Annotated in this window: 21 protein-coding genes; 8 read left to right on the top strand and 13 right to left on the bottom strand. The window is 46.3% G+C overall.

All coding sequences use genetic code 11. The annotated features are described in order from the left end of the window. Window positions 1–103: 103 nt before the first annotated feature. Entirely contained in the window at window positions 104–2,725 is a 2,622-nt protein-coding gene (locus tag GO755_RS32360) for a hypothetical protein (protein WP_227687175.1), read from the top strand. Window positions 2,726–2,790: 65 nt separating this feature from the next. On the opposite strand, the gene GO755_RS42235 is transcribed toward GO755_RS32360, so the two are convergent. Both GO755_RS42235 and GO755_RS32370 read right to left on the bottom strand, forming a co-directional pair. Then, window positions 2,791–2,919, bottom strand: coding sequence for a 30S ribosomal protein THX (locus tag GO755_RS42235; protein ID WP_157589586.1), 129 nt, complete (start codon window positions 2,917–2,919; stop codon window positions 2,791–2,793). A gap of 101 nt (window positions 2,920–3,020) precedes the next feature. Beyond that, a complete protein-coding gene (locus tag GO755_RS32370) occupies window positions 3,021–4,019 on the bottom strand; it encodes a glycoside hydrolase family 43 protein (protein WP_157589587.1) in 999 nt (332 codons plus the stop codon). A gap of 449 nt (window positions 4,020–4,468) precedes the next feature. Here GO755_RS32370 and GO755_RS32375 point away from each other — a divergent pair, with 449 nt between their 5' ends. The 3 genes from GO755_RS32375 (at window position 4,469) to GO755_RS32385 (ending at window position 7,633) form a co-directional block, all read left to right on the top strand. Next, entirely contained in the window at window positions 4,469–5,608 is a 1,140-nt protein-coding gene (locus GO755_RS32375; RefSeq protein ID WP_157589588.1) for an FIST signal transduction protein, read from the top strand. A gap of 3 nt (window positions 5,609–5,611) precedes the next feature. Beyond that, window positions 5,612–7,141, top strand: a complete 1,530-nt coding sequence (locus tag GO755_RS32380; protein WP_157589589.1) for an ATP-binding protein — start codon at window positions 5,612–5,614, stop codon at window positions 7,139–7,141. Between the two features lie 117 nt (window positions 7,142–7,258). Next, on the top strand, window positions 7,259–7,633 hold the full coding sequence (locus GO755_RS32385) for an Hpt domain-containing protein (protein ID WP_157589590.1): 375 nt from the start codon (window positions 7,259–7,261) through the stop codon (window positions 7,631–7,633). A 49-nt stretch (window positions 7,634–7,682) separates the two neighbouring features. Here GO755_RS32385 and GO755_RS32390 read toward each other — a convergent pair whose 3' ends face one another. Continuing rightward, entirely contained in the window at window positions 7,683–8,903 is a 1,221-nt protein-coding gene (locus GO755_RS32390; RefSeq protein WP_157589591.1) for a glycosyltransferase, read from the bottom strand. Window positions 8,904–9,235: 332 nt separating this feature from the next. Here GO755_RS32390 and GO755_RS32395 point away from each other — a divergent pair, with 332 nt between their 5' ends. Then, window positions 9,236–13,468: a carbohydrate-binding protein gene (locus tag GO755_RS32395; RefSeq protein ID WP_157589592.1), complete on the top strand. Its 4,233-nt coding sequence runs from the start codon at window positions 9,236–9,238 to the stop codon at window positions 13,466–13,468. 168 nt (window positions 13,469–13,636) lie between these two features. After that, window positions 13,637–14,215 (top strand): Crp/Fnr family transcriptional regulator, encoded by a 579-nt coding sequence (locus tag GO755_RS32400; protein WP_157589593.1) that lies wholly within the window; start codon window positions 13,637–13,639, stop codon window positions 14,213–14,215. Between the two features lie 14 nt (window positions 14,216–14,229). On the opposite strand, the gene GO755_RS32405 is transcribed toward GO755_RS32400, so the two are convergent. Beyond that, on the bottom strand, window positions 14,230–14,658 hold the full coding sequence (locus GO755_RS32405) for a VOC family protein (protein WP_157589594.1): 429 nt from the start codon (window positions 14,656–14,658) through the stop codon (window positions 14,230–14,232). Between the two features lie 263 nt (window positions 14,659–14,921). On the opposite strand from GO755_RS32405, the gene GO755_RS32410 reads away from it, so the two are divergent. Beyond that, entirely contained in the window at window positions 14,922–16,553 is a 1,632-nt protein-coding gene (locus GO755_RS32410) for a tetratricopeptide repeat protein (RefSeq protein WP_157589595.1), read from the top strand. 124 nt (window positions 16,554–16,677) lie between these two features. On the opposite strand, the gene GO755_RS32415 is transcribed toward GO755_RS32410, so the two are convergent. The 3 genes from GO755_RS32415 to GO755_RS32425 all read right to left on the bottom strand — a co-directional run bounded on the left by GO755_RS32415 (window position 16,678) and on the right by GO755_RS32425 (window position 18,768). Beyond that, entirely contained in the window at window positions 16,678–17,598 is a 921-nt protein-coding gene (locus GO755_RS32415; RefSeq protein WP_157589596.1) for a helix-turn-helix domain-containing protein, read from the bottom strand. 31 nt (window positions 17,599–17,629) lie between these two features. After that, the gene (locus GO755_RS32420) at window positions 17,630–18,244 is read right to left on the bottom strand and encodes a short chain dehydrogenase (protein WP_157589597.1); all 615 of its coding nucleotides are present in this window, start codon (window positions 18,242–18,244) and stop codon (window positions 17,630–17,632) included. Window positions 18,245–18,387: 143 nt separating this feature from the next. Next, on the bottom strand, window positions 18,388–18,768 hold the full coding sequence (locus GO755_RS32425) for a nuclear transport factor 2 family protein (protein ID WP_157589598.1): 381 nt from the start codon (window positions 18,766–18,768) through the stop codon (window positions 18,388–18,390). A gap of 287 nt (window positions 18,769–19,055) precedes the next feature. Between GO755_RS32425 and GO755_RS32430 the strand changes: the two genes are divergently transcribed. Further along, a complete protein-coding gene (locus tag GO755_RS32430; protein ID WP_157589599.1) occupies window positions 19,056–20,417 on the top strand; it encodes a ferredoxin reductase family protein in 1,362 nt (453 codons plus the stop codon). 29 nt (window positions 20,418–20,446) lie between these two features. Here GO755_RS32430 and GO755_RS32435 read toward each other — a convergent pair whose 3' ends face one another. The 6 genes from GO755_RS32435 to GO755_RS32460 are packed head-to-tail and all read right to left on the bottom strand — an operon-like array spanning window position 20,447 to window position 26,653. Continuing rightward, window positions 20,447–21,223 (bottom strand): glycosyltransferase family 2 protein, encoded by a 777-nt coding sequence (locus tag GO755_RS32435; protein ID WP_157589600.1) that lies wholly within the window; start codon window positions 21,221–21,223, stop codon window positions 20,447–20,449. 19 nt (window positions 21,224–21,242) lie between these two features. Continuing rightward, entirely contained in the window at window positions 21,243–22,013 is a 771-nt protein-coding gene (locus GO755_RS32440; protein WP_157589601.1) for a glycosyltransferase family 2 protein, read from the bottom strand. 24 nt (window positions 22,014–22,037) lie between these two features. Beyond that, window positions 22,038–23,525, bottom strand: coding sequence for a gliding motility-associated C-terminal domain-containing protein (locus GO755_RS32445; RefSeq protein ID WP_157589602.1), 1,488 nt, complete (start codon window positions 23,523–23,525; stop codon window positions 22,038–22,040). A 39-nt stretch (window positions 23,526–23,564) separates the two neighbouring features. After that, window positions 23,565–24,425: a glycosyltransferase family 2 protein gene (locus GO755_RS32450; protein WP_157589603.1), complete on the bottom strand. Its 861-nt coding sequence runs from the start codon at window positions 24,423–24,425 to the stop codon at window positions 23,565–23,567. A 27-nt stretch (window positions 24,426–24,452) separates the two neighbouring features. Continuing rightward, window positions 24,453–25,532, bottom strand: a complete 1,080-nt coding sequence (locus GO755_RS32455) for an acyltransferase family protein (protein WP_157589604.1) — start codon at window positions 25,530–25,532, stop codon at window positions 24,453–24,455. Between the two features lie 26 nt (window positions 25,533–25,558). Further along, on the bottom strand, window positions 25,559–26,653 hold the full coding sequence (locus tag GO755_RS32460) for a glycosyltransferase family 4 protein (protein ID WP_157589605.1): 1,095 nt from the start codon (window positions 26,651–26,653) through the stop codon (window positions 25,559–25,561). Window positions 26,654–26,670: the final 17 nt, after the last annotated feature.

The raw sequence follows: 26,670 nt of genomic DNA on the forward strand, positions 1-26,670 counted from the left end.
CATTTAGTCCTATAAGCCAGGAATTTCGCCTGCCAACAATCCTCAGCCATCCTATCCGTTTTGGTACAAAGCCGTATCTTTGGGCTACGTATCAGTTGATTTTATGAACCAACCAACCCTTTTTCAAAGCCTGCGCCCACACCTGATTGCCGTGCTGGGACTACTTGTGCTGGCTATTATCTATTTCTCGCCGGTTTTGTCTGGTAAAACCCTTTCTATGCACGATGTGCAGGAAGCCTCTGCATCAGCGCGTGAAATTCGCGAAATCACCAAGCAGACCGGTCAAAAACCCCTCTGGACTGATGCGGTTTTCAGTGGAATGCCAGGCTACATGATCGATTTTAATTACCCTTATATTCTGGTTTATAAAGCGGTAATGAGTGTCGTAGACATATTGCCTAATACGGCCAGTATCATTTTTATGGTGATGCTAAGTATGTATATTCTGCTGATTGTACTTGGTTGTAATTCGTGGCTTTCTGTACTGGGTGCCGCTGCTTATGGGTTTGGCACATTCAGTATTGTGAGTCTCGAAGCTGGGCACGTTTCCAAACTTTTCGCATTGGCCTACGGAGCAGGCATGCTGGCGGGTGTCATTCTGGCACTCAGGGGACGCTACTGGATTGGCGCTGCCCTGATGGGGTTCTTTATGTGTATGGAATTAGGAGCCAATCACATTCAGATTACATACTACCTGTTCATGTCGATTGGGCTGTATGTGCTCATTGAGAGCATTGCCTTAGTACGGGCAGGTAAAGGGCGTCAGCTTGTTCTTGGTCTGGCCACACTGGCAGTAGCGGTTGGCCTGGGAGCTGGGAGCTTCGGGAAGCGATTGCTCGTACTCAATCAATATACAAAAGAAACGATCCGGGGCAAGTCGGAGTTGACGGCTAAAACAACTAATCCTGATGGAAAGGCGCCGAGTAGTGAATCGAAAGGTGGATTGGATAAAGACTATGCGTTTACATATAGCTATGGTAAAGCCGAAACATTAACGTTGCTCATACCGAATGCGGCTGGTGGTGCTTCATCGGGAGGAGGTTTATCAACTGATTCGGAATTTTATAAGGCGATGACAAACCGGGGTATTGATCCATCGGCAGCCAAGCAAATGGCCGAACTGGGCGCGCCAACCTATTGGGGCGATCAACCAATTGTAGGCGGGCCAGCCTATGCCGGAGCAGCTCTCCTGTTTTTGTTTGTACTCGGCATGTTCGTGATTCGTGGGTCGATTCGTTGGTGGTTGTTAAGCGCAACCTTATTGATGATCATGCTGGCCTGGGGGAAAAATCTGTTGTTTTTCAATGAGTTTCTGTTCGATCATCTGCCTTACCTGAATAAGTTTAGAGCCATGACAATGGCCCTCTGTCTGGCACAATTGTTTATTGCGGCTGGTGCTGCTCTAGGTCTTCAGACGATTATTAATCAGAAATTGACCTTGCCCCAACTTCGGCAACCGCTGCTGATTAGCCTGGGGCTTACGGCAGGTGTTGCGCTCGTACTGGCTGTGCTTGGTGGTGCGTTCTTTTCGTTTCAGTCGCCAAACGATGGCCGAATTTTATCCAGTATCTTCGGCGAAGCAGGCAAAGAATTCCAGGGGGCGCTTATTAGCGATCGGCAAAGTCTGATGCGGGCCGATGCGTTTCGGTCGATTATCATGATTCTATTGGCAGCTGGTGCTGTGTGGCTGTTCATTATCGATAAAATCAAATCAGTGATCTTCTATCCATTGATATTGACGATCGTGGTTTGCGATTTGTTCTCGGTCGATAAACGCTTTCTGAACAGTGCTGATTTTGTCTCAAAAACAGTGGCAAGTGTGCTTTTTGAGCCAACTGCGGCCGATCAGCAGATCTTGCAGGATAAATCGTCAGATTATCGGGTGTTCGATGCGACGGGGTCTTTTATGGAAACCAATCGGACATCGTATTTCCACCGATCAATTGGGGGGTATAACACGACCCGACTACGACGCTATAATGAGCTGATTAATCACGCATTTCAATCCAATACGCTGCATATTCTGAATATGCTGAATGCCAAATACGTCATTCAGCCTGGCCAACCCGATCCAGCTAACCCACAGCAGCAGGCTGCTCCCGTCGCTATTCCAAATCCTGACGTAATGGGTGCGGCCTGGTTTGTAGGAAATGTGCAGCAGGTGGCTAATGCCGACGAAGAAATGGCCGTGATGAAGACCTTGAATCCTCGGGACTCTGCAGTGGTGGATAAGCGATTTGCGGCTGAACTCAGCAATCTGCCAGCCAAAATGGATCATACAGGTAGCACGATTCAACTGACGAGCTATCGCCCCGATAAATTAATTTATCAGACTAATGCGGCCCGTGATGGGCTGGCCATTTTCTCGGAAGTTTACTACAGAGGTAACGAAGATTGGCAGGCGTTTATCGATGGTAAACCAGCTCCACACCTTCGGGCCGATTATGTACTACGAGCCATGCGTATTCCAGCGGGGAAACACACCATTGAGTTCCGGTTTGATCCACCATTAGCGCATACAGGCGACACGATTGATTTGATTTGCAACGTATTACTGATTTTGCTTATTGGCTTCGTTATCTTCTATGAAGGACGTAACCGGCGTTCAGTGTCTTTATCTGAGCCTATTCCTGTAGTGCCTTCAGCACCAGAAATACCAGGTACGACACCCCAAACGAAAGTAACTCCAACACAACGCAAGACTGGTGGGACGAAAACCCGTTGAGGCTTAAAAATCTCCATAAAAAAAGTCGTTCATGATTCATGAACGACTTTTTTTATGGAGTGAAATTACACGTTTCCAGTTGGCTCTGGTTCTTTTTTCGGGACTGTTAGTCTGTCTGATGTGCGCGGGCGGGAGATGCCAAATGATCCCATCGAAATTTTGCCTTTACGAGATTTTTGATCGCCTTTGCCCATAATCGAATCGGTTTACGTTTAGTTTATCTCATTGATACATGGAAACCACCCCCTTTGTTCACTTTAGCAATCAGGTATGTTAGCCATAAAGACAACACCTGTTATTTTAAGGCCTGTGCCTTCACGCCTTCTACCGTGATTTTTACGGGTTTAATAGCCCCCTGTTCATCAAAATACATTTGATCGATACAGGTTTCCCGATGATTGCCGTCGGTTTCAGTTAATGGGCGCCGATGATAAACAATGTACCAGGTGTCGGCTCCGGGCACCTGAATGACCGAATGGTGACCGGCCCCGGTTGCTACAGCAGGATCTTGTTGTAGAATCTTGCCTACCCGTTCAAACGGCCCAAAGGGCGAGTTGGCAACGGCATAGGCGACAGAATAGTTAGGTCCAGTCCATCCGCCTTCTGACCACATAAAATAGTACTTGCCGTTGCGGACGAACATCGTAGGACCTTCCACATACCCTTTAGGCGTAATTTCCCGAAACATAGTGCCGTCGGGAAATGGAAGAAACCCCGTGAAATCGTCTTTTAGGCGGGCAATATTGCAGTGGCTCCAACCACCGTAAAGTAGATAATATTGTCCGTCTTTATCTTTAAACACAAATTGGTCAATGGGTTGCGCTCCATTGTGAATCTGTCCAACTAAAGGCTTTCCTAAGTAATCACGGAATGGCCCGGCTGGATTATCGGCAATGGCAACACCAATACCACCTACTTCTTTTTTATCATCATGAATATCGTTAGCCCCGAAGAACAAATAGTACTTGCCGCTCTTCTCAAGAATAGCTGGTGCCCACATCGCCCGTTTTGCCCATTTTATGGCTGTTGAATCAAGAATTCGGCTGTGTTTCGTCCAGGTTACCAGATCGGGCGATGAAAAGGCGTCGAAAAATACCTGCTGGTTGTACGGTGCCGAATAGGTTGGATAAATCCAGTACGTTTTACCAAATATAACCCCCTCGGGATCAGCATACCAGCCCGGAAAAACGGGATTGCCCGATTTCTTTTCTGAAGACTTCAGAGGCTGGGCTTGTAATAAAGTTGCAGATAGAACAGTAAAAAGAATGGGTAGACAGAGTCGGGAAAAAGACATAAGCTGATTAAGTTGATAAAACAGGTAGTAAAAGTAAGACGGAATCAGCGATTTGAATATAGTGAGTCTCAGCAGTTGATCAGCCTAAAAGGAGAAAAGTTGACCCCTAAAGTTTTGGATCTGGGAATGACGAGGATAGTTGGGTTTTAGCCTGATATTGGATACTTTTACGAGATACAGGATACATATTGGACAATCGATTCCGCTTAACATTTAGAATCGTCTGGGTAGTTTACCAACGACACTCAACTACTAGAAAGTCAACTTGATTAGTTTAAATTCAGAAGTAGTTTTATGGATTTAGCTGCCTTTCTGTTCGCTAATTTGCTGAAATAGTAAATAAATGTTGACAATGTCTTTTAAATTTAAATTTAATTACTTTTTTGGGTAGTTTTGTTACTAAATAAATGGACTAATCTGTGGTTGTGTATTTCTTATAAGAGATATTTATGAAGCTAAGGCAAGCAAAGTTTTCGAACAACAATTGGGAATCAATTTCTGAAACCCCAGGCTTTCTGCCTGAAAAAGCATCTTTGGTGTTGGCGTTTGGTGAACGAAAGCTCCTGGAAGCCACAAATACCTATGAGCAATTGTATCAACTATACCCCACCGCTCAGATTGTTATTAACTCCACTTCTGGAGAAATTATTGGCGACAAGGTCTATGATGACACAATCGTTATTACAGCCATTGAGTTTGAAAAGACAACCGTCCGAACTGTCCAGTTTGATATTAGTAATCATAAAGAAAGCTATCAGGTAGGGGAGAAACTAGCTCGCGCCCTGGATGAGGAAAATTTACTCGCCATTATACTCATTTCTGATGGGGGCGTAGTTAATGGTAGTGAGTTAATAGGCGCTAGTAATCGATGGCTAAACCGTCCTGTTCCCGTTATAGGCGGTCTGGCTGGTGATGCAGATCGCTTCGAACGAACAGTGGTTGGTGCAAATCAGAACCCAACATCAGGTAAAGTAGTTGGCATTGGGTTGTACGGCACTGACTTGAAAATTGGGCATGGTACAATGGGCGGATGGGATGTATTTGGCCCTGAGCGCGAAGTGACCAAGTCTGTCTATAATGAATTATACCAGATTGACGACCGGGACGCCCTGGATCTATATAAAGACTATTTGGGAAGATACGCTGAAGGGTTGCCTGCATCGGCGCTGCTTTTCCCCTTATCCATCCGCATAACGCCAGATTCTCAACCACTTGTTCGGACGATCCTGTCGATCAATGAGACAACAAAAAGCATGACGTTTGCCGGCGATATTCCAGAAGGAGCGAGTGTTCGGTTTATGCGGGCCAATCTTGATCGATTAGTGGAGGCTTCGGCGCTGGCTGCTCAGAATGCGCTTACGCAATTAGGGAAAACGCCCGAACTGGCAATATTGATTAGCTGCGTCGGGCGTAAGCTGGTCCTAGGGCAACGTACCGAAGAAGAAGTAGAAGTAGCGTGTGATATTTTCGGTAGTGCTCCCTATATGACTGGTTTTTATTCCTATGGCGAGATTGCTCCAGCAGGCCCGGCTTCGCCAGGCGAACTTCATAACCAAACGATGACTATTACTATCCTTTCTGAACAGTAAATTATGGAAGAGAGTAAGCTACATAAGATATTATCCCGTCAGATTCATCGGCACCTGACAGGAGCGTGTTTGCAGGATAAAGGCGTGCAACAGTTTATTCAGGCAGTAAATGAATCGTATCAAAATTTTGATCGTGATAAAGAATTGCTGGAACATTCAGCCTTAGTCAACGATCGGGAATACAGTGCAATAAATCAAAAGCTTAAGGAAGAAGTTAGTCAGCGACGTCAATCCGTTGAAAAGCTAATTGAGGCAATTGAGCTAATTGAAGTTCCAGAGGGTGAAGCCATTGCCGATTTTGACCTCAATAATCTGGTTGGCTTAGTCAATTTTCTACAACGGCAGATTGAACACCGAAAAACAATTGAAGCCGAATTGCGACAAGCGAAAGAAGAGGCCGAAAAAGCAACCCTGGCCAAGTCGGATTTCCTATCGATGATGAGTCATGAAATCCGAACTCCGCTAAACGGAATTGTCGGTATGACCTATCTGATGTTGCAGGAAGAAGTGCCACCTTCCATGAATGAAAACTTGAAAACCCTTCAGTTTTCAATTGAGCATCTGCAAGCCTTAATCAACGATATTCTGGATTTCAGCAAGATAGAAGCCGGTAAAGTTGAACTGGAAGAAGTTACGTTCGATTTCAAGCAACTGATTTCGAACATTAAACGGGCGCAGCAGGCAAAAGCTCAGGAGAAAGGCAATCGCATTCGGTTAATGATCGACGACGATATTCCCAATTCGCTCATTGGTGATTCACTTCGAATTGGTCAGGTACTCACCAACCTGGTATCGAATGCTATTAAATTTACCCTACAAGGCACGGTAACCATTGAATTGGCACTTGAGCATCGAACAGAAGAAATGGCTTCGATCTATGTGTCTGTGCAGGATACCGGTATTGGCATTGCCCCCGATAAACAACAGGCAATTTTTACCATGTTTACCCAGGCCAACTCGGCAACAACCCGCAAGTTTGGCGGAACCGGACTAGGTTTGGTCATTACCAAAAAATTGCTGGAACTGCATGGGAGTGAGATTCATGTGCAAAGCCAGGAAGGCAAAGGAGCTACGTTCTCATTTACATTGAACTTGCCGATCAGCCATACTGCTCCAGTAGCCGTAGTTGCACCAGACGCTGTCGATGAGAAAACATTGAAAGGGTTGCGTATTCTGCTGGTAGAAGACTATCCTGTTAATGTAAAAGTGGCGTTGAAGTTCCTGCATAAGTGGGGTATCGACGTAGATACTGCCGAGAACGGACAGGTAGCTGTCGATAAATGCCAGGTAGGGCAGTACGATTTAATATTGATGGATTTGCAGATGCCTGTGATGGACGGGTATACGGCAGCCGCTGAAATTAGAAAGATGAATGCCTCAATTCCTATTATTGCCTTAACGGCCTCCGCTACATTCAGTAATCGGGATCGGGCCGTTTTGGTGGGTATGGACGATTACGTGACGAAGCCGTTTAATCCCAAAGATCTATTTAATAAAATCGCTAAGTATAGCCAGCGCCAATTAAGTATTTAGCACTTGCTATGATTCTGTGGATTCTCGGATAGGTTTGAGAATCCACAGAATTTAAAATGGCCTATAAACTTGCTTAGTTCAATATAATTCATTCAGAATAAATAGTGCTTGACGGTTATGGCAGACTCAGACCCAGTTGCTTTGCATATTATTGATTACCAAAGACTTAATGAATTATATGATGGCGATAATGAGCAGATTGCCAGCCTCTTTGAGTTATTTCTTGATGAAGTTTTTCCTGATTTTGATGAAATAGAAGCGGAAATCGATCAGCAGAACTGGCCGGAAGTAGCTCAGATTGCTCATAAGATGCTACCCTGGGTGGGTATGGTTGGCTTAACGGCGTTAGAGGCTAAATTGCGTACGATTGAAACGCAAGCTAAAGCTGGTGCGAACACCGATGATATTATGGCTACCTGGAATCAATTTAAAACAGGTCTCGATCAGGCCACGCCCTTAATTCGCCAGGAGTTAGTCAAGCTAACCAGCTAGAGCTTGGGGTCCTTTAGTAGTTGTGCTTTCTGGTTTCTCTCTAGCCCTATTAAGCCTGCTTGGCAACAGAGTCTTCGTAATTTTCTTTCTCCTTTGTCGGGTCAACAGGTTCAGTATGTGGCGTGTGTAAGAATTTTTTGCCTGCCTGCCTGAAATTTAATAACGTGCGCATCATGCTAAAGATGAGCGAAGGCAATACCGAAAAGTCACGCATCGAAATTGTTTGCCACAAATACAGCGGGATTGACAAAGCCAGGCTTATCACCAAGAGTCCCAGCATGCCCCCAGCTACCAGTTGAAATGTGTAAGTGCCAATGAGCAAGGTTGTTGCCACAAACAGGAATACGGCTACCAACAGGAGCGTTCTTGGCAATAATAATGATTTAACCAGGGCATTGAAGGCATGTATATTCCCACGAACCAGTTGTTGCATGCCTATCGCAAAATATTCTTTGATGAAGTAGACCTGGGCCGCCGTCCAGCGCGTACGCTGTTTCTCAAACACGGCTATATTCTGTACTTTCTCATCAAAGATGAAGGCTTTATGTAAATAGCCTATCTTGATACCCGCGACCAGAAGCAACATTTCAAGCTCTTTATCGTAGCCACTAACGGTCTGAATCTGATTCATCGCACGCTTCATGAGTACTGGCTCAAACCCCATACCAGAGCCAATAAGCGTTGCCGATAAGCCCAGCGCCCGTTGGCCCGCCCGGAATAAATTATTGTTTACTTCTTCATTCATGGCATCAAAAATGGCCACACTCGTGTTGGTATTTTTCGCCACCCGATGGCCCTGAATTGCCTGCCATCCATTCTCAAATGCCTGATTGATTCGCTGTAAAAAATCGGGGGCCATATGATTATCGGCATCAGAAATGACGACAATGTCATAGGCGTTGTCAGGAAGTGAGTTTAAGGCATAAGTAATGGATTTCTGAACCGTCGATTGCTCAAACTGCACGGGTATAACTTTGATGGGATAGGTAGAAAGCCGCTCCAATGTTTCGGGACGGAAGGAATCGGCTATGACAATCAGATCATATGAGGCCGCTGGATAAGATTGCTTTAAATTAGCAATTACCGATCCTATGATCACACTGTCTTCTTTATAGGCTGGAATAAGCACGGCAATACGCCGTGTAGGTATATCCTGCAGGATCAGCGAGTCGTCGGCTTTCCCTAAACGACCGGAAATTGCCGAAATGAAAATATATAAAACATTGAATAACAGGTAAATAGCTATGATGAATAAAACCAGATTGACCATGACCTATTATTTGAAGGTGTATAATTTATTGATAGGGCGTCTAGTAATTTTCTACTAATTAAAGCCAAATTAGCATACAAATCTACAAAAAAGTTGGCTTTAGTTTATTTTATTTTGTTTGTGTAAATAAAAAGTAACTATATTTCTGATACGTAAAAATGGGAATATGTAATAAATAATCCCATTTTTGTATTTGTTTATGTTGATGAATGTGCTGATTATCTGGATAGTAGTGTCTCTTTTGCCAGTATTATTCTTCCTGATTATCGCAAAAAAAGTGCCAGAGTAACGAGTATAATCTACATTAGTTTAGCCGCCCAAATATCATTGAAATGAAAAAAATTCTATTTTTCATTGGCCTTTTCTGTGCCACAGCAACAGTTACGGTTCTATCAAATTCTGCCAGGTTTAACTACCTGACGAATAGATTAACAAACTTTCTCGCCCTGGTCGAACACAGCAATCAGCTAATCGTTAGTGCGCTGCCAGGGCATGTCGAAGCCGAAAGCTACGCCAGCATGCAAGGTGTCCAACTCGAAACAACCTCCGACGATGGGGGAGGCCAGAATATTGGCAATATCGATGATGGCGACTGGATGGATTATTCGGTGACTGTACCTCAAAATGGCGTGTACAGCTTTAAATTCCGAGTGGCCAATGGCTGGGGCGACGGCGCAAAATTTGAGCTGCGTCAGGTGGATGGTACGGTGCTGGCGTCGGTCGATGTGCCTCGCACCGGTGGCCTGCAAAGTTGGCAAACCCTTGGGGCTATGGCCCATCTGACAGCGGGTAGCCAGACAATTCGACTTTATGTAGTTAAAGGCAACTGGAACCTGAACTGGTTCGACGTGGCGGCTGGCCAGAATTTGCCTGGAAAAATCGAGGCCGAGAGCTTTGACGTTGCCAGCGATGTACGGCCTGAAGCAACTTCCGACGATGGAGGGGGGCAGAATCTGGGGTATATCGACGATGGCGACTGGATGGACTATAACGTCAATGTGGCTGCGGCTGGGGATTATGTCTTTAAGTTTCGGGTTGCCAATAGTTACGGGAATGGCGTCATTTATATTAAATCGGAAGACGGTACCACGCTGGGAAGTGTGAGCGTTCCCCGCACCTACGATTGGCAGAACTGGACCACCATCAGCACCACGGCTACCCTGGCCGCCGGTAGCCAGGTGATTCGTATTTATACTAATCCAGGTACCTGGAATTTCAACTGGTTCAGCGTTTCTCAAAATAGCACTCCATTGCCCGGTCATATCGAAGCCGAAGATTATGTGGCTATGCAGGGTGTCCAGACTGAAACAACTTCGGATGCCGGTGGTGGGCTGAACGTCGGTAACATTGACGATGGTGATTGGCTGGATTACACCGTTTCGGTAGCTACAACGGGCGCTTATTCGCTCAAATTCCGGGTGGCCAATGCCTGGAGTGATGGTGCAAAATTCGAACTTCGCAAAAGCGATGGCACGGTGACGGCATCGGTCGATGTGCCCCGAACGGGTGGCTTGCAAAATTTCCAGACTATTGGTGCCATAGCGCATCTGACAGCGGGCACCCAGAAACTTCGACTCTATATCGTCAAAGGCGGCTGGAACCTGAATTGGTTTGAGGGCGCCCCCGGTCGGAATCTACCTGGAAAAATTGAGGCTGAGAGTTTTGACGTAGCTACCGATGTGCGACCCGAAACGGCTTCCGACGATGGGGGAGGCCTGAATCTGGGCTATATCGACGATGACGACTGGATGGATTACAATGTTATTGTACCTTCAGCAGGGATATATACATTCCAATTCCGGGTGGCCAACAGTTACGGCAATGGTGTCATTTCCATTAAATCGGAGGCTGGTGCTACGTTGGGAAGTGTAAGTGTTCCTCGTACGTATGGCTGGCAGAACTGGACGACTGTCAGTACCACTGCTACATTATCTGCCGGCAGTCAGGTACTACGCATTTATGCCAATGCGGGTGCCTGGAATTTCAACTGGTTCAACGTCATACAGGGAGGTACTGTGCAAAGCCCCGCCGTTGTTACGTTTGCTGCCCTGCCTACTAAAACAGTTGGCGATGCGGACTTCAACCTGGTGGCAACGACTAACAACAGCGAAACACCGGTAACTTTTTCATCATCCAATCCATCGGTTGTTACGGTTTCGAATGCCACTGGTGTATGGAAAGCCTCGATTGTAGGCGCAGGAACGTCTACAATTACAGCGTCGCAGGTGGCTTCGACTTCCTTTATGGCGGCTGCCAATGTTACCCAGACGCAGACTGTTAATTCAGCCGCTGCTGTTGCGCTAGGCCAGAAAATTCCGATTGATCCCAAGCGTTGGTACCAGCTTAATAATGTAAGTAATGGATTGGACGGCTTGTTTGATGGTATCACGAACGTTAACGTGGAAACCGGCTGGGGTAAAGTGTTGTCAAATTACGATGCCTATTACCCATTGCTGACCGGTGAGTCAATGACGATTGCGGGCCTGAAATTCTACGACTTTACTGGTGACTTTACCAGTAACCCGATGACGGTATCGATCATTACCGATCAATGGCAGCGGATACCCATTGCCACGTTCACGGGAGCTCAATATGACAGTTGGGTTGGACCTTATCCAGATCGGTCGACGTCTGGCGATGCTAAATTTATGCTGGATCAACCCATAACGAACGCTCGCTATCTGGTCATTAACACCTATGGTGCTTTCCCAACCGAAATGGAATTGTACGGTTCCTATACGCCCACTACGCAGACATTTACACCAACTCCGGCAAAGGCAGTGAAGCTGAAAGATATGCTGGGGGTAAATGCTTATGAATGGGACTTTGCAGATGGAAATACCCCCTGGCTGATCAATGAAGCGAAAGTAAACGTCGTGAAGAGCTTCGGAGGTATCCGGCACTACATGGACTGGAGCAAGCTGGAATCGAATGAAGGTAGTTATTCGTATAACCCGACGCTAAGCGGAGGATGGAATTTTGACGCCATGTACGAGCGCTGCAAAGCGGAAGGGATCGACGTATTGGCTTGTCTGAAAACAATACCCGACTGGCTTGCCAATACCTATCCTCAGGATCAACGCGATGGAGAAAATGTGCCTCTACGCTATGGTAAGGACTTGACTGATCCTAACTCGTATCTGGAACAGGCTAAGGTAGGCTTTCAGTACATGGCTCGATACGGTAGCAATACCAACGTCAACCCAGCTTTGCTGAGCGTCAACTCAACCCCTCGCTGGACAGGCGACACGCCTAATTCGGTCAAGATTGGACTGGGTTTGATCAAATACATCGAGTGCGATAACGAACGTGATAAATGGTGGAAAGGCCGAAAAGCCTACCAGACTGCCCGCGAATATGCCGCGAACCTGTCGGCCTTTTACGATGGAAATAAAAACACAATGGGGCCTGGCGTGGGTGTGAAAAACGCTGATCCGAATGTGAAAGTGGTTATTGGTGGACTGGCGTCAGCTTCGTCCGGTTCCGATTATGTGAAGGGTATGGTTGACTGGTGCAAACAGTATCGGGGCTACAACCCAGATGGTACCGTTAACTTATGCTGGGATATTATTAACTACCACATGTATTCCGATAACACCTCGTCGTCGCAGAGCGGAACGTCTACACGAGGGGCTGCTCCTGAGGTGACGCCCATCAATCGAATCGCCGATGATTTTCGACAAACAGCCCATCGGCTGTCGTACGATATGCCTGTCTGGATTACCGAAGCGGGTTATGACGTGAATCAGGGCAGCCCGATACGTGCTATTCCGATTGGCAATAAGTCGGCACTCGAAACCCAGGGCGACTGGATTTTGAGAACAGCTCTGTTCTACGCCCGCAAGGGAATCGAGAAATTGTTCTTCTACCAACTCTACGATGACAATGGCACGGGTGCCATGTTCGGAACCTCCGGCTTGGCTAATGGCGATAACGTAACCCGCCGACCTGCCGCTGATTTCCTATATCAAACCAACAAGCTTTTTGGGGAGTATATCTACAAGGAAACGACAAACAATGATCCCATTGTCGATCGGTATGAGAAAGATGGTAAATCGGCTTATGTCCTGGTCGTTCCTGATGAGATAGGGCGTACGGCAACCTATACGCTGGATCTGGGCACGGCTACACAGGCGCAGATTTATACGCCTAAAGTAGGCAGCACTGATATGACGTTGCAAACGGTCAATACAAATCAGGGTAAGGTACAACTCACCGTAACCGAAACCCCAATCTTTGTGGTGGCCGGAACGGCAGCACCCAATGCACGTGTTGGTGCTGTAATGCCGACCGAAGGTAAAACGCTGGCAGAAGCAGTTCGTGTCTACCCAAATCCTACTGCCAGTTTCGTAAGCATTCATGCCGAACGGGTAAGCGATTCACCGCTGGAGGTTAACCTGTTTGACGCTGGTCTGGGCCGGCTACATCAGGCAACTAAAATCGCAAAAACAGGCGATGCCTTCACGGCTAAAATGGACTTGTCGCAACTGGCTGGCGGGATTTATATCCTGGAAATTAAGCAGGATGGAGAGCGGGTATTGCAAAAGGTTCTGAAAGTGAATTGAGCATAACAGTCCGTAAGTTGTTTGCAGCGCAGGGTCGGTAGTTTTTCTGCCGACCCTGCGCTGTTAAGCGTATAGGGATAAAAGAAAATCAATTAATGGGCTACTTTGGCATTGGCTACAGCGAATTTTCATTGATTTGTATCCTGAACAAAAGACATTTCCTGGGCTATGCTCGAAAAATTCAGAACGAAGTTCCCATTCCCGCCCGAAAAATGGGATGCCTACGTAAAGTGCTTTAAACGGATCGATGTGCCAGCCCGAACAATTCTGCTTCGGGAAGGGGATATTTCCAGAAAAGCCTACCTGATTGAAAAGGGATGCCTGCGCGTATGGTTTATCAACAAAGGCGAGGAGACGACTTTCCAGTTCTTTTTTGAAAATAATACGGTTTCCTCCATTGAAAGCTTTAAAAAAAGTATTCCCAGCCTGTTTTCCATCGAAACCGTTGAGCCCTGTACACTTTGGTGGATCGACAAAACCGACCTGGATTGGATACTAGCCGAAGTAAGTGAAAATGCGGACATTCGGGACAAAATCCTGGATGCGGTATTTGAACGTACCCTCCATTACATGCAGCATTTTCTGTCCTTCGTTCGGGATACTCCGCAGGAACGGTATCTAAATCTGGTAGCCCAAAGGCCCCACATTATTCAGCGAGTACCCCAACATTATATTGCTTCTTATCTGGGAATTAGTCGGGTTCATTTGAGTCGTATCAAACAGAAACTCGCCCGACAAAAACTGTAGTTCAGTCTCCGTTGTTACTCTACCTTATCTCCTTTAAAAATCCAGGAAACACCGTATTTGTCGGTGAGTTGACCATAAATGCCAAATGGCATCATATGGAGCTCAATGAACGTTCTCTTGTCCTTGTCTGCTCCTTCGGCAAGTTTGTCAAAAACTGTTTTCAGTTCATCATAGGCTTCGCCGACGACATATATGCTAAACGTATTCCCCGGTTTTGGCTCGAGTGTGGGAGAAGCCATCCAGTCTGTAGCCGAAAAATCGATGGCACCGCTTTTCAGTTGAGCATTGATAATTCTGCCGTGTTTTTCTACTGGAAACTGGGCTTTCATCGGAGTATCACCGAGTTTTATCAGGGTTAACTCTCCACCAAAACACGTTTGATAAAAGGTCATTGCCTCAGCACAATTTCCGTCAAATAAAAGAAAGGGTGTACAGTGTAACATGTTTGTTTAGCTGTGGTTTTAAGGTTCACTACAAAATACGCACTTCGCATTTTGTATTCGTATGGCATTCAGAAAAATTACTACTGTCGGTCTGCATCAGCCGAGAACGTAGCGTTTGATAGCCTCGCGGTTGCACAACCCAGTGTCGGCTAAAATGAATGGAGGTGCTTTTACCACTTACTCAGAAGTTGCACCCGCTACAGATAAATTCAATTAACTTGTTTACTCGCCGTTTTTAAGAAAATCAGACGTCAGTACCTTCCATGAAAAAGAGCGTATTCTCTCTCATTTTCATTGCCCTACTTCTGCTTTATGGCTGTAATCAGAAAACGAATAGGCCCTCAGCAGAACAAATTAACGAGTTAAACTTAAAAAGAGGGCAGCTTATTCTATGCGGTTCGCCATCGATGCAATTGGGCACTGCCGAATTTAAAACCTCTTGTAGCCAAAAGACCAAGGGAGATTTTGATCTGGCTATAAAACTTTTACATTCATTTGAATATGACGAAGCCGAGAAAGCATTTGCCAAAGTGATTGATCAGGACCCGCAATGTGTGATGGGCTACTGGGGCATAGCCATGGCTAACTTCCATCCACTCTGGACCCCGCCCACCGAGGAGGAACTTCAAAAGGGGGCTAGGGCAATTCAAGTTGCCAGGTCACTTGAAACCTCAGAACGAGAAGCTGATTACCTGGAGGCTATTGGCTCTTTTTACCAGGACTGGCAAAAAGTTGATCACCAGACCCGTTGCCTGCGTTTTGAAAAGGGGATGGAAAACGTGTACAAAAAGTACCCTGACGATAAGGAGGCTGCTGTTTTTTACGCCCTGGCCCTTGATGCGGCTGCCACCCCCGACGATCAATCGTTTAGCAAGCAAAAGAAAGCAGGTGATATTTTACAGGCTCTCTATCCGGGTCAGCCTAACCATCCCGGCATTGTTCACTATCTGATCCATACCTATGATTACCCTGAACTGGCTCAGCAAGGCTTGTCTGCCGCCAGAAAATACGCGTCGATTGCGCCTTCATCGGCCCATGCGTTGCATATGCCCTCTCATATTTTTACCCGGTTAGGCCTTTGGAATGAATGTATTGAGTCAAACCTGGCTTCGGTATCGGCAGCCCAATGCTATGCGCAAGCTGCTGGTATAAAGGGCCATTGGGATGAGGAGCTTCATGGGCTGGACTACCTGGTCTATGCCTATCTGCAAAAAGGAGACAATGCTTCGGCCAAAAAACAGTGGGATTATTTGAAAACGATAACCGAAGTTCAGCCGGTTAATTTCAAAGTGGCGTATGCTTTTGCAGCTATTCCCTCTCGTTACGTATTGGAAAACAAACGGTGGGCAGAAGCCGCCAGTCTCCAGGTAACGCCCGTTGATTTTCCCTGGGAAAACTTCCCCTGGCAGGCTGCCATTATCCATTTTACCCGTTCATTAGGTTCGGCCCACATCGGTAATCTAGCGGCCGCCAGAACAGAACTAACTCAATTAGATACCCTTCGGCAGCGCTTAACGGAGAAAAAAGACACTTACAAAGCCAATCAGGTAGCCATCCAGATTACCATCGCCGAAGCTTGGTTATCCTTGAAAGAGGGAAATAATCGGAAAGCCTTAATGCTTATGCAGCAAGCAGCCGACCGGGAAGATAAAATGCAGAAACATCCTGTCACTCCGGGAGAGGTTCTTCCTGCCAGAGAATTGCTAGGCGACATGTTGCTACAACTGGGTAAACCTACTGAAGCATTAGCGGCCTATGAGACAGATTTGCAGAAGCACCCTAAGCGGTTAAATGCCCTTTATGGAGCTGGGTTGGCAGCAAAAGCAGTAGGTGCTGCACAAAAAGCCAACGCTTATTTTTCCCAATGGACCAATGGTACTGGCCATGCACCCTGAGCAAGTATAATCGCCCTATGTGAGTTATGCAACAGCCACGAACGTTTGCTTAGATCGTTTACCCAACAGTTACAAAATCTGGTTGATTAATCAATCTGTCAGGTGAAGTTGAGTGCATCACGACCTAATTAAAACTTTGGCGGAAATGCACAGGAGAGCAATTGGCTTTGCTTTTAAATAGCTTCGTGAACGACTGAGGATGCTCAAAGCCAAGCTCATAGGCAATTTCACTAACCGTTAAGCGAGTGGTTGTTAACTTGACCTTTGCCAGCTCGATCAGTTTATCCTGAATATGTTGTTGCGTGCTTTGACCGGTATGAAGCTTCAACACATCGCTTAAATAATTGGGGGAAACATGCAAAGCGTTTGCAATATACTGTACGGTTGGTAGACCTAATTCTATTGATCTACCAACCGTAAAATAATCCGTTAGTACATCCTCAAGCTGATCAAGCAGATGGTGATTGGCCTTTCGACGGGTGATAAACTGCCGGTGATAAAAACGATCGGCATACCGGAGCAATAGCTCGATCTGGGCGACCATAATCGGCTGGCTGAAATCATCAATTCGCTGAATTAATTCCTGGTAAAAGCCCTCTAACAAACCGGTAACCAAGTGCTCTTCCTGTTCAGATACATATAAGGCCTCAGAGACGGCATAAGAAAAATAGTGGTAATCCTTTATGGTTCTGGCCAGAGAGAACCCCCAAAACAGATCTGGATGGACAATCAGCCACCATCCGCTATGACTTATTTCTCCCTGTATCTGATTGGTGATGAGTTGATTGGGGGCAAAAAAACTCATTACCCCTTCATTAAAATCATACTCATTCTGACCATATTTCATTTTTCCCTTAAAATCCTTTTTCAGCCAGATTGAGTAGAAATCAAAGGTCAGGCATTGCGGTAGACTAGCCGGTAAATACTGGATTGACTCGAATTGGATAATACTTACCAATGGATGTAACGGCTTGGGCACCCCCAGCAGTTGATGAAATTCTGCCACTGAGTGAATACGATGTGGGGTGTTTACCAAATTAGTCATAGTGCCAAAGTAAGCCTACGTTTGCCAGCAATTATACGTGTAAAATACGCCCGTTAATGATACCCAGAATTGATCGTTCATAGGCCCTGGCCACTTTCCAGCCGTCAACGGGAATAAATCCGGGGAAATAGGGGTGAAAAGCAACCGATTCCGTAAGAACAGTTGGGCTGATGCAGTTAATGCGCACTCCTCGTGGTAATTCATGGGCTGCTGCTTTGACAAATCCCTCCACAGCCCCATTAACGGCTGTACCGATGGTGCCTCCTGCAATAGGCTCATCCGTTAACACACCCGAAACGAGGGTAAATGAGCCGCTATCGGCCAGGTAAGGAAGAGCCGTTCGTACGATATTGATTTGCCCCATAAGTTTACTCCTGAATGAAAGAGCATATTGATCATCCGTCAGCGATGTAAAAGGACCGGCCACTACTTCACCAGCGGCATTGGCCACTGCATCAACAGAGCCAATTTTTTCAAACAAGGCTTCTAGGCTTTGCTTATCCCGTATATCTGCTTGATAATCGCCTGAGCTACGGGAAACCTGAATAACCTGGTGTCCTTTTTCCTGTAAGCTTTGAACTAGCAATTTACCAATCGTCCCGCTAGCCCCTATAACAACTACGTTTAAACTTTGCTTCTGGCTCATAATTAATTAGATTTTGCCTGGCAAAGTTGCTATTGAGCAAACGAAGTCATTTAGCCCAATCTCGGTTTATTGTAGTCACATTTTTCACGGAATATGTAATGCCCGTGGCTGTTGCAGAACGCCTGCTACTGAGCAACTGGCGGCTATTTTCCTTCTTCAGGCACCGAGTCCCCTATTTTTGCCGGATGCGGGATATTCCAGCCCCAGTAGACTTCTATGTTGACTATTTGATCATTCTGTATGGTCAGGATCTCCGTATTGCGAATAGCAGCACCATCTTTCCGGCTTGCTTCATACGTGACAAAAATCTGATCGTTTAGGGACACTAGATAAATGAATTTAAACGCTTCGAATAGGTCGCCATTGGGCCAACAGCGTTCAAAATAGGTTTTACGATCAAGCTGATTGTCAACTGGACTGGTGAACGAAAGGTCTGGGGCCATCAGCTTTTCAATGGCAGTCCGGTCTTGTCTGGCGAAAGCATCATAGCTAGCTTTAGCGATGTTGATCTTATCCTGATTCATTCTGTTTTGGTCCTTAATCAGTACGTAAGAAAACAAGTGAGTAGCTGCTGCCTGGCAAAGCGTACTCGTGAGGTTATGTTCAATAGTAAGTCTTTCAGGAAGTATATTGTTTTATAGGGAATCTGCTACTTATTCTGAATTCGTTAAACGACCGAAACGGCCTCATTACCCCATTTTGTAACAAATGTTATCGTTTGATGGTCCAACGGGGGCCTAGTTTTGTCCCAATGAAAACAAAACGAGCATGAAAGCAGCCGTAATAAGTTAACCCTTCCTCTTCATCAACTATGAAAACGACGACTAAATGGATCTTCGGAGCCCTGGGGACCGCTTGCCTGATTTTTGCCCTGTCGCCGGGGCCAGAGCACCTAATAGCCAATCCAACCCGCTGGGAAGTACGGGAACAATTCGTGTACCTGACGGGCCTTTCGACCATGTCGCTGATGGTACTGTCGATGGTTATTTCCGTGCGGCTGCCGCTGATTAACCACTGGATGCGAGGTCTGGATAAAGCCTATATCGTTCATAAATGGACCGGAATCGTTTCGACAATACTGGTTGTTCTTCACTGGCTCGCAGAAAAAGCCCCGAAATGGTTAGTAGAATGGGGTGTTATTCCGAATCCAGGTGAGTTGACCGATGGTAGCGGTTTTTCGGATTTGGAAATTGACCTTTTTCAGAGTGGGGTATTCCTGGTAGAGTGGGTGTTTTACGGCCTGATTATACTGGTGATTATTGCCTTGTCTACAAAAATTCCGTATCACATCTTCCGGAAATCACATAAACTTTTTCCCGGTATTTTCCTGATCGCGGCCTACCACGGAGCCACTGCGCAACTCAAAGAACGTTGGTTAACTACACCGGCTGGGTATTTGCTACTTATACTACTGGCCGTCGGCGTGATCGCAGCGCTCATTGGCCTCTTCCAGCAAATCGGTGCATCGCGCAAGGTAACCGCTGTTATCCAACAGATTGAGCAACATGATCATGGTATTCTGGGCATCCGATTGACGATGCAACAGACCTTCGCTTCGGCGACGACTGGTCGTGGTCAGTCGATCATTTATCAGCCGGGCCAATACGCTTTTCTGACGTTTTCCCACGACAGCGAACCGCATCCGTTCACGATTGCGTCATCAGGTGATGATCCCAACCAACTGAGCTTTGCTATCAAAGAATTAGGAAGCTTCACAACGAACTTAGCCCATCGTCTTCAGATTGGTCAGCCTGTTAACGTTGAAGGGCCTTATGGAGAGTTTACTTTTGACAGCCCCGGCAAGCGGCAGGTTTGGGTGGCTGGTGGTATCGGGATCACCCCGTTTCTTGCCCGTTTGGACTACCTGGTCAGGCACGGTGGGACCAGTCAGTCAATTGATTTTTGGTATTCCACACGCAGCGATCAGGATACACTGTTTCCAGCTTCCCTGGCACCATTGTGTCAGCGAAGTGGCGTGAATTTCTATCACCTGAACTCAACCAAAAACGAGTATCTGACAGTAGATTTAATCCAATCGGTTGTGGGAAGTTTTGAGGATGTGAGTATTTGGTTCTGTGGTCCGCCTGCTTTCGCGCAATGCCTGCTTAAAGGTCTTGACGCCTATGGATTCGATAAGCGTCGATTTCACTACGACGATTTTAGCATGCGGTAGAGCAGAAAAACCACCTATTCAAGCCAAACCTAAGTCCGCATAAAGCGAATATCGTAATTAATTTTGATGTGGCGATAAATATACCGGGCTGTGGCAATGAACAGGTTCCGACTAAATGTCCACCGTTCACGATGGATCGTACTGGGCTCTGACTGGCTATTTTTCTGCTGAAACAACTCCGTATAGTTATTGTAAAACAACCCTTGCCCTTTCTTTTGTATAAAAGAAATACTCATTCGATACTCAGTTTGATCGGAGTGGATGCCTTCTACATATCTCCCAAATTTCTCCAGAAACGAACTCCGACGCAGGTGAGGATGATCGCTGTAGATGTAAAGCTTTTTGTAATTAATGGCCCAGGAGGGAATAAAAAACTCTGAAAATGACGCATTAAATGGCTTTAAATAAGGGAATCGTAAATAGCCATAAAATCGGATATAATCGAATTTCGATTCCTGTTTCATAATGGACAGGGCTTCAACCATCTTTTCCGGAAATTTGGGCATAGCTTCAAAATCTTCCTGAACATACAGCGTATAGGGTGTCTTTACCGCATCCTGCCCCTTGTTGATATTGTTTCCTAAGCCCTTGTTGACTGGCGTAGTAATGAGCTGGAAGCCCCAGGTATGCTGCAATTGAGTCAGGTAGGTTCGATGGGGCTCCTTACTACAATCATCCGACACGACGATATCGCCAAACCGACAGTTTAACCGTTGGAAGGTGATTAGGAGATTTTCCAGCGAATGGCTTCGATTATAATGGGTTATCAGCAGCGTGACATCCGGAAAGTAATAGGTCTGTATCATGGATTAATTAGCTAGGTCGCTATCTGAAATAGATATCATAATTATATTTAACCTGTCGGTAAATGTGCCGTACAAATACCAGTAGTGAGTTGTTGCTGACTGACCACTGTTTCATACTATACGTACTGGGCTCATCCTGACTATTTTTCTGGTGAAACAATTGCTGAAAGTCGTTGTAAAACAGGCCCTGCCCTTTGTTTTGAATAAAGGAAATACACATCCAGTACTCCGTTTTATCGGGCCGAAGTCCTTCTACATAACGGCCAAATTTCTCGAAAAATGAACTGTGGCGCAGGTGCGGATGGTCACTGTACGCGTAAATCTTAGTGTATCGAGTGGCCCAGGGCGGTATGACCATCTTGGAAAATCCATCATTATAGGGTTGTAAATAGGGATAGCGGATATACGCGTAGAAACGAATCACATCGAATTCGGGGTGCTCTTTAATGGTGTTTAGCGATTCGACCAGCTTGTCCGGGAATTCGGGCAGTGGTTCAAAATCTTCCTGAACATAAAGCGTATAGGGCGTTTTCACTGCATCCTGACCTTTGTTGATATTATTGCCTAACCCTTTGTTGACAGGTGTGGTAATAAGTTGAAAACCAAAGACTTGTTTTAGCTGGTTTAGATGAATAAGATGAGGCTCCTTACTACCATCATCCGACACGACGATATCGCCAAACCGACAGTTTAACCGCTGGAAGGTAAGTAGGAGATTTTCCAGCGAATGGCTTCGATTATAATGGGTTATCAACAGCGTGACATCCGGAAAGTAATAAGTCTGTATCATCGGATAAACAACTTGACTATCGTTTTAACGAATTAGCATAACCCGACCACTTCGGGTAAAATAGCGTTCCTGATTTAATGAATTTAGAAGGCTGTAATTCATCGTCCAGGCATAAATACCCGTACTACACGGTTGATTGCGAAAGGTGCCATCCCACGGATGATCGGGCTCATTACTGACAAAAATCAGGCTTCCCCAGCGATCATACACCCGAAACGAATAGGTCGTAAACTGACCCGCATGTCGAACAATCAACTTATCGTTAACGGAGTCGCCATTTGGTGAAAAAGCATCCGGCACATACGTATCTTCCAGATGACAATTCTGCGTGACCACATTAATCGTATCCCGATAGGTACATCCCGCCAGATTCGTTTCCAGCCAGTAAGCCCCTGCTGCAGTAACAACAAATTGGGGCTGAGTGCTTTGATTAGACCAGGCAAACGTAGTGCCGGCAGGTAATGACGCCGGTATAGTCAACGTGAGCGACGTCTCTTCGCAAATTAACTGATCGTCGCCGAGGCTGAAGGGCGCATCTGGCCTTCCATCAACAACCAGCACGTTTGATTCTGCCGAACACTGCGACCGGCCAACGGCCGACTCATTGATTTTCTGAGTATTCCGAAGCCGATAATAGGTGCGTCCCGCCCGAACCGGATTGATGGTATAGCTAGTCTGTCCTGAACCCGGTACAGTTGTCCAGTTAACATTATCCAGGCTTTGTTGCCATAAATAAGCAGGATTCGGATAGCCGACAGATGCCCCAACGCTTAAGGTCAGGGGAGTATCGGCGCAAGCGGTGGTCGTGGTATTTGTTGTGTTAGGAAACTGAATGGTCAGGTCAGGGTGAACCGGCCGAAAGCCAATATCATCTATAACCAGATCATTGCCGCATCCACCTAATCCCTGATTAATCAGTTTGACAACAATCGCATCAGTGTCGGTCTGAATAGCGAACTTCATCGACAATTGAACCCAGGTCGCTATGGCCGAACGAGGCACAGCTGGCTGCGTAATTTCGTTGATGAGTGTTCCGTCTGTCTGTTCAATCCGCATAACGATAATCGGGTTTCTGAGGCTGAATCCATCGCAGCTACCTGCTTCCAAAATCTTGTTCAAATTCAATGCCCATAACGAAAATTCATACGTAACGCCGGGGCACAATCCTGTAACCTGCTGACTATAAAATTCGCTGGGCTGATACGACGCGTTGACAACGAACATATTACCCCGCACATCGTTTGGCGTATGATCTTCTCTCAACTCATGCCAGGCATCGCCGTGGCAACCCCCTGATACCGTGTCCATTAAATTGTATTCACCATCACCTGGGCACGTAATTGGGGTATAGGTAAAACTTGTCTGTCCTGCGGGTAATGCCCCTCGTAGACCTGCGCCAAATGTTTCGCAAATAATCGACCCCTGACTGCATTGTGCCTGGCATACTGCACTGCCATTCAGCAGTATCAGCAAGCAGATAATCCAGTAAAGAGCTGATCGGTGTACAGGCATAACCCATCTTGGTAAACATTGGCCTTAACTCGGTAACATTTAATTATTGACCGATGTTTTGGTGTCGTGAGGTTGTTGCGAAACAAACAGTTTCCCGAAACGACGCAATTCGATTCCTACTTTTAGCCATACGGTTCGCGAAAAGCTACCATCTTTTTCGAGGGTACGAGTACCTGTCCAAACGCGCGACTTATCTGATTTCACCTGCTTAACACTTCCGTACTTCATCAGGTCAAAACACATACGCCCATCCTCACCCCGAATTTTGTGCATGACATACCCGATTTTTAAGGCATATTCCCGGACATAGCCGAAGCTCATGCCGAAGGCATTCAGCTGTGGCCGTTTCAAATGCCGCAACTCAGCAATACTATCTTTCATGGCTTCCAGCATGGCGAGTTTCCAGCGAGGAAACCCTGGCGATGGAATAAAGGAGTAGCGGCCATACACACAGGCAACTCCAGGTTGCTGCAAGGCGGCCATCAACTCATCGGCCCAATCGGGCGGATACAGGCAGTCTGAATCAGCCGTGAGTATGTACTTTCCACGGGCATGCTCCAGCCCCATTTGCCGGGCAGGCCCCCAGCCTTGGATAGGTTGAAAGACACTACGAACCCGAAGACTATCCAGCGTTTTCTGGGTATCATCGGTCGAGTTGTTGTTGACAACCAGGATTTCTAACGGCAGGGTTGTCTTTAGTTTGGCTAACGACGCAATACTCCGCAGAACATTCACTTCTTCGTTCCAGGCTGGAATGACAATACTAACCAGCGGATCAGGATGCTGAAGTTTTTCCAGATCACGGTTGATGGTATCAAAAACAGATTTTGGAATAGCATCAAACGATGTATAAGGAAAATTGAACTGGTCAATCCAAGCGGGTGCTTTTAAAATAGTCATGGAGGTTTAAGTAAAGTAGATGGTAATTTAAAAAGCCGTTGCCTCGGCAACTGACTTTACAGACCGATTCGATGAAGGTTTCTGGAGTATCAGTTCGACATGCCGATAGGTAAAGACCGACAGCAGATGAACACAACCCAGACACGTAAGGATGTACAGCGATTCACCCAGTCTTGAAGCCGGGAGCTTCATAACCTTGAATAACACCAGATCCAGGACATTCAGAACAATCAAGTGATTGAGGTAGTAGGAGTATGAGAGTCTGCCCAGAAACTCCAGTCGATCACTGGCTAAAAACTTGGCAATGGCACCCTTTTCGCGGGAGAAAACAAGGATAACCAGGGCAAACAGAAAGGGCATTAGCCAGCTTTCTGAATGAGTAAATACGCTAACCGTATAGATCGTCAGACCAAGCAACAGGATTTCTGCGATAGAAGCAGGCCAGTAGTTACCCGATGGTGATAACCGGCGACCCAATCGATACGTCAACATACCGATGAGAAAACTGTACAGGCATCGAACAAATCCGTAGTCGTAGTTATAGATAATGCTACCATGATGGCGAACAATGAACCAGGCCACCAAACTGAAGCAAAGGCCACAGATAATCAGTAAATTCTTGCGGAAAAGTACCAGGCAAAAAGCCCAGACCAGATAGGTGTAAAACTCAACGCTAATGCTCCAGCTAGGCCCATTCCAGGTGACGCGATCAAACAAATGTAACGATTGGGTCAGCGTGAGATTGGCCAGGAACGAAACGAACGATTTATCCTCTGCAAAGACCGGGTTAGCGAGCTTAACAACGTAGTGATCAATGGCGTATCGGAAAATCTCGAACGCAAGCACGAGCAACAAGGTAAACAGGTGGAGCGGATACAGGCGTCGAAACCGCTTGATTGCGAACGGTTTGATACTGGCCAGATTAGTAATCTTATCGTAATTACTGTAAGTGATCACAAAGCCAGATAAGACAAAAAAGAAGTCGACAAAAATGTCACTCTTCGCAATGAAGGCGATGCCCGATAATACTGTTAAGTGCTGCAAATGGAAAAGAATAACCATAATTGCAGCCATGCCTCTGAATGTATCAACCGCTCGAAATCTCATGGTGTAAAGCGTTTTCGATGCTTAGCTCAGGTTAGAGATCTATATACGTCAAGTGTTTGATCGATCGACTTCTTAAGGGGGAAATCCAGCAGTCGTTTCGAGCCTCGTTCAACTAATTGCGCTCGTAAAGCGCTATCTGCCAGCGTGCTGGATAGCTTACTAGTCAGATCGTTCTGGTCGGTCGCTTTAAAATAGACAGCTGCATCCTCGGCTACTTCCAGGAAGCATTCTGTATCGCTGAGCAAAATGGGGCACTGTGCCTTAAAGGCTTCCAGAATTGGTAAACCAAACCCTTCATACAGCGATGGATAGACAAAAAGCTGCGCGTTCTTATACAGAAAATTGAGTTGCTCGTCGGTGGCGTTAATGTGCCTTACCCGATCTGTGAGACCCAGTCGTAGCAGGAATTCCTGATCCGCTACGGCCAGTGTTCCACCCCCCGTCAGTATCACGTTTAGGTCTGGCGAATCCAGCATTAGTGGCTGGATGGCGTTCATAAACAGATAAAAGTTCTTATACCCACTTCGGTCGCCCACAAAAAGTACGTAGCGTTCGGGCAGGTTAGGTACCGGCTCAAACTGTAAAGGCGTATCCAGGTCAATGCCGTGGTAGATTGTCGCTACTTTAGCCGGATCGACGTTAAAAAAATGGAGCAGATCTTTCCGGGTGGTTTTGGAGATGGCGATAATCGCGTCAGCCCGTTCAATGTTGAGTCGCTTCTGTTGAGTAAGCGGGTCCTGCGCCCAGAAATATTCGGGCAGGCGCTCATACGTCAGATCGTGAATCGTGATAACCAGCGGCTTTTTTAAGGATTTGAGAAAGTATGGATCGTAGTAAGTTGGATGAAACACATCGAAATCCCCTTTTTTCAGCAGCCGTTCGCAGTAGTACTGATTCAACAGGTAGTCAACTCGGGGTTTCTTTCCCAGAATCCGGTCGCTCAATGCCCCTTTCATGGCCAGTGGTTCTCCCTGGATGTAATGATTTTTGGCATGCAGAACACCCAGCTTATACGTGATATTATCAGAGTGCTTGATGCCATCAATAATGTTGGCAAAGTAGCGACTGATACCGCCGTACTTCTGCGTAGTGAATTTCTGATGGTCAATGAATACGTTCATGGTTGGTGGAAAATCGC

Origin of the sequence: Spirosoma arboris (genome assembly GCF_009754945.1) — a bacterium.
Lineage (GTDB): Bacteria > Bacteroidota > Bacteroidia > Cytophagales > Spirosomataceae > Spirosoma > Spirosoma arboris.

Bases quoted from the DNA above. Each gene is read 5' to 3' on its own strand.
- GO755_RS32435 (WP_157589600.1), bottom strand. From the start codon at position 21,223: ATGATACAGACCTATTACTTTCCGGATGTCACGCTGCTGATAACCCAT.
- GO755_RS32360 (WP_227687175.1), top strand. From the start codon at position 104: ATGAACCAACCAACCCTTTTTCAAAGCCTGCGCCCACACCTGATTGCC.
- GO755_RS32400 (WP_157589593.1), top strand. From the start codon at position 13,637: ATGCTCGAAAAATTCAGAACGAAGTTCCCATTCCCGCCCGAAAAATGG.
- GO755_RS32430 (WP_157589599.1), top strand. From the start codon at position 19,056: ATGAAAACGACGACTAAATGGATCTTCGGAGCCCTGGGGACCGCTTGC.
- GO755_RS32410 (WP_157589595.1), top strand. From the start codon at position 14,922: ATGAAAAAGAGCGTATTCTCTCTCATTTTCATTGCCCTACTTCTGCTT.
- GO755_RS32440 (WP_157589601.1), bottom strand. From the start codon at position 22,013: ATGATACAGACTTATTACTTTCCGGATGTCACGCTGTTGATAACCCAT.
- GO755_RS32370 (WP_157589587.1), bottom strand. From the start codon at position 4,019: ATGTCTTTTTCCCGACTCTGTCTACCCATTCTTTTTACTGTTCTATCT.
- GO755_RS32455 (WP_157589604.1), bottom strand. From the start codon at position 25,532: ATGAGATTTCGAGCGGTTGATACATTCAGAGGCATGGCTGCAATTATG.
- GO755_RS32375 (WP_157589588.1), top strand. From the start codon at position 4,469: ATGAAGCTAAGGCAAGCAAAGTTTTCGAACAACAATTGGGAATCAATT.
- GO755_RS32405 (WP_157589594.1), bottom strand. From the start codon at position 14,658: ATGTTACACTGTACACCCTTTCTTTTATTTGACGGAAATTGTGCTGAG.
- GO755_RS32425 (WP_157589598.1), bottom strand. From the start codon at position 18,768: ATGAATCAGGATAAGATCAACATCGCTAAAGCTAGCTATGATGCTTTC.
- GO755_RS32460 (WP_157589605.1), bottom strand. From the start codon at position 26,653: ATGAACGTATTCATTGACCATCAGAAATTCACTACGCAGAAGTACGGC.
- GO755_RS32420 (WP_157589597.1), bottom strand. From the start codon at position 18,244: ATGAGCCAGAAGCAAAGTTTAAACGTAGTTGTTATAGGGGCTAGCGGG.
- GO755_RS32390 (WP_157589591.1), bottom strand. From the start codon at position 8,903: ATGGTCAATCTGGTTTTATTCATCATAGCTATTTACCTGTTATTCAAT.
- GO755_RS32445 (WP_157589602.1), bottom strand. From the start codon at position 23,525: ATGCCTGTACACCGATCAGCTCTTTACTGGATTATCTGCTTGCTGATA.
- GO755_RS32385 (WP_157589590.1), top strand. From the start codon at position 7,259: ATGGCAGACTCAGACCCAGTTGCTTTGCATATTATTGATTACCAAAGA.
- GO755_RS32380 (WP_157589589.1), top strand. From the start codon at position 5,612: ATGGAAGAGAGTAAGCTACATAAGATATTATCCCGTCAGATTCATCGG.
- GO755_RS42235 (WP_157589586.1), bottom strand. From the start codon at position 2,919: ATGGGCAAAGGCGATCAAAAATCTCGTAAAGGCAAAATTTCGATGGGA.
- GO755_RS32450 (WP_157589603.1), bottom strand. From the start codon at position 24,425: ATGACTATTTTAAAAGCACCCGCTTGGATTGACCAGTTCAATTTTCCT.
- GO755_RS32415 (WP_157589596.1), bottom strand. From the start codon at position 17,598: ATGACTAATTTGGTAAACACCCCACATCGTATTCACTCAGTGGCAGAA.
- GO755_RS32395 (WP_157589592.1), top strand. From the start codon at position 9,236: ATGAAAAAAATTCTATTTTTCATTGGCCTTTTCTGTGCCACAGCAACA.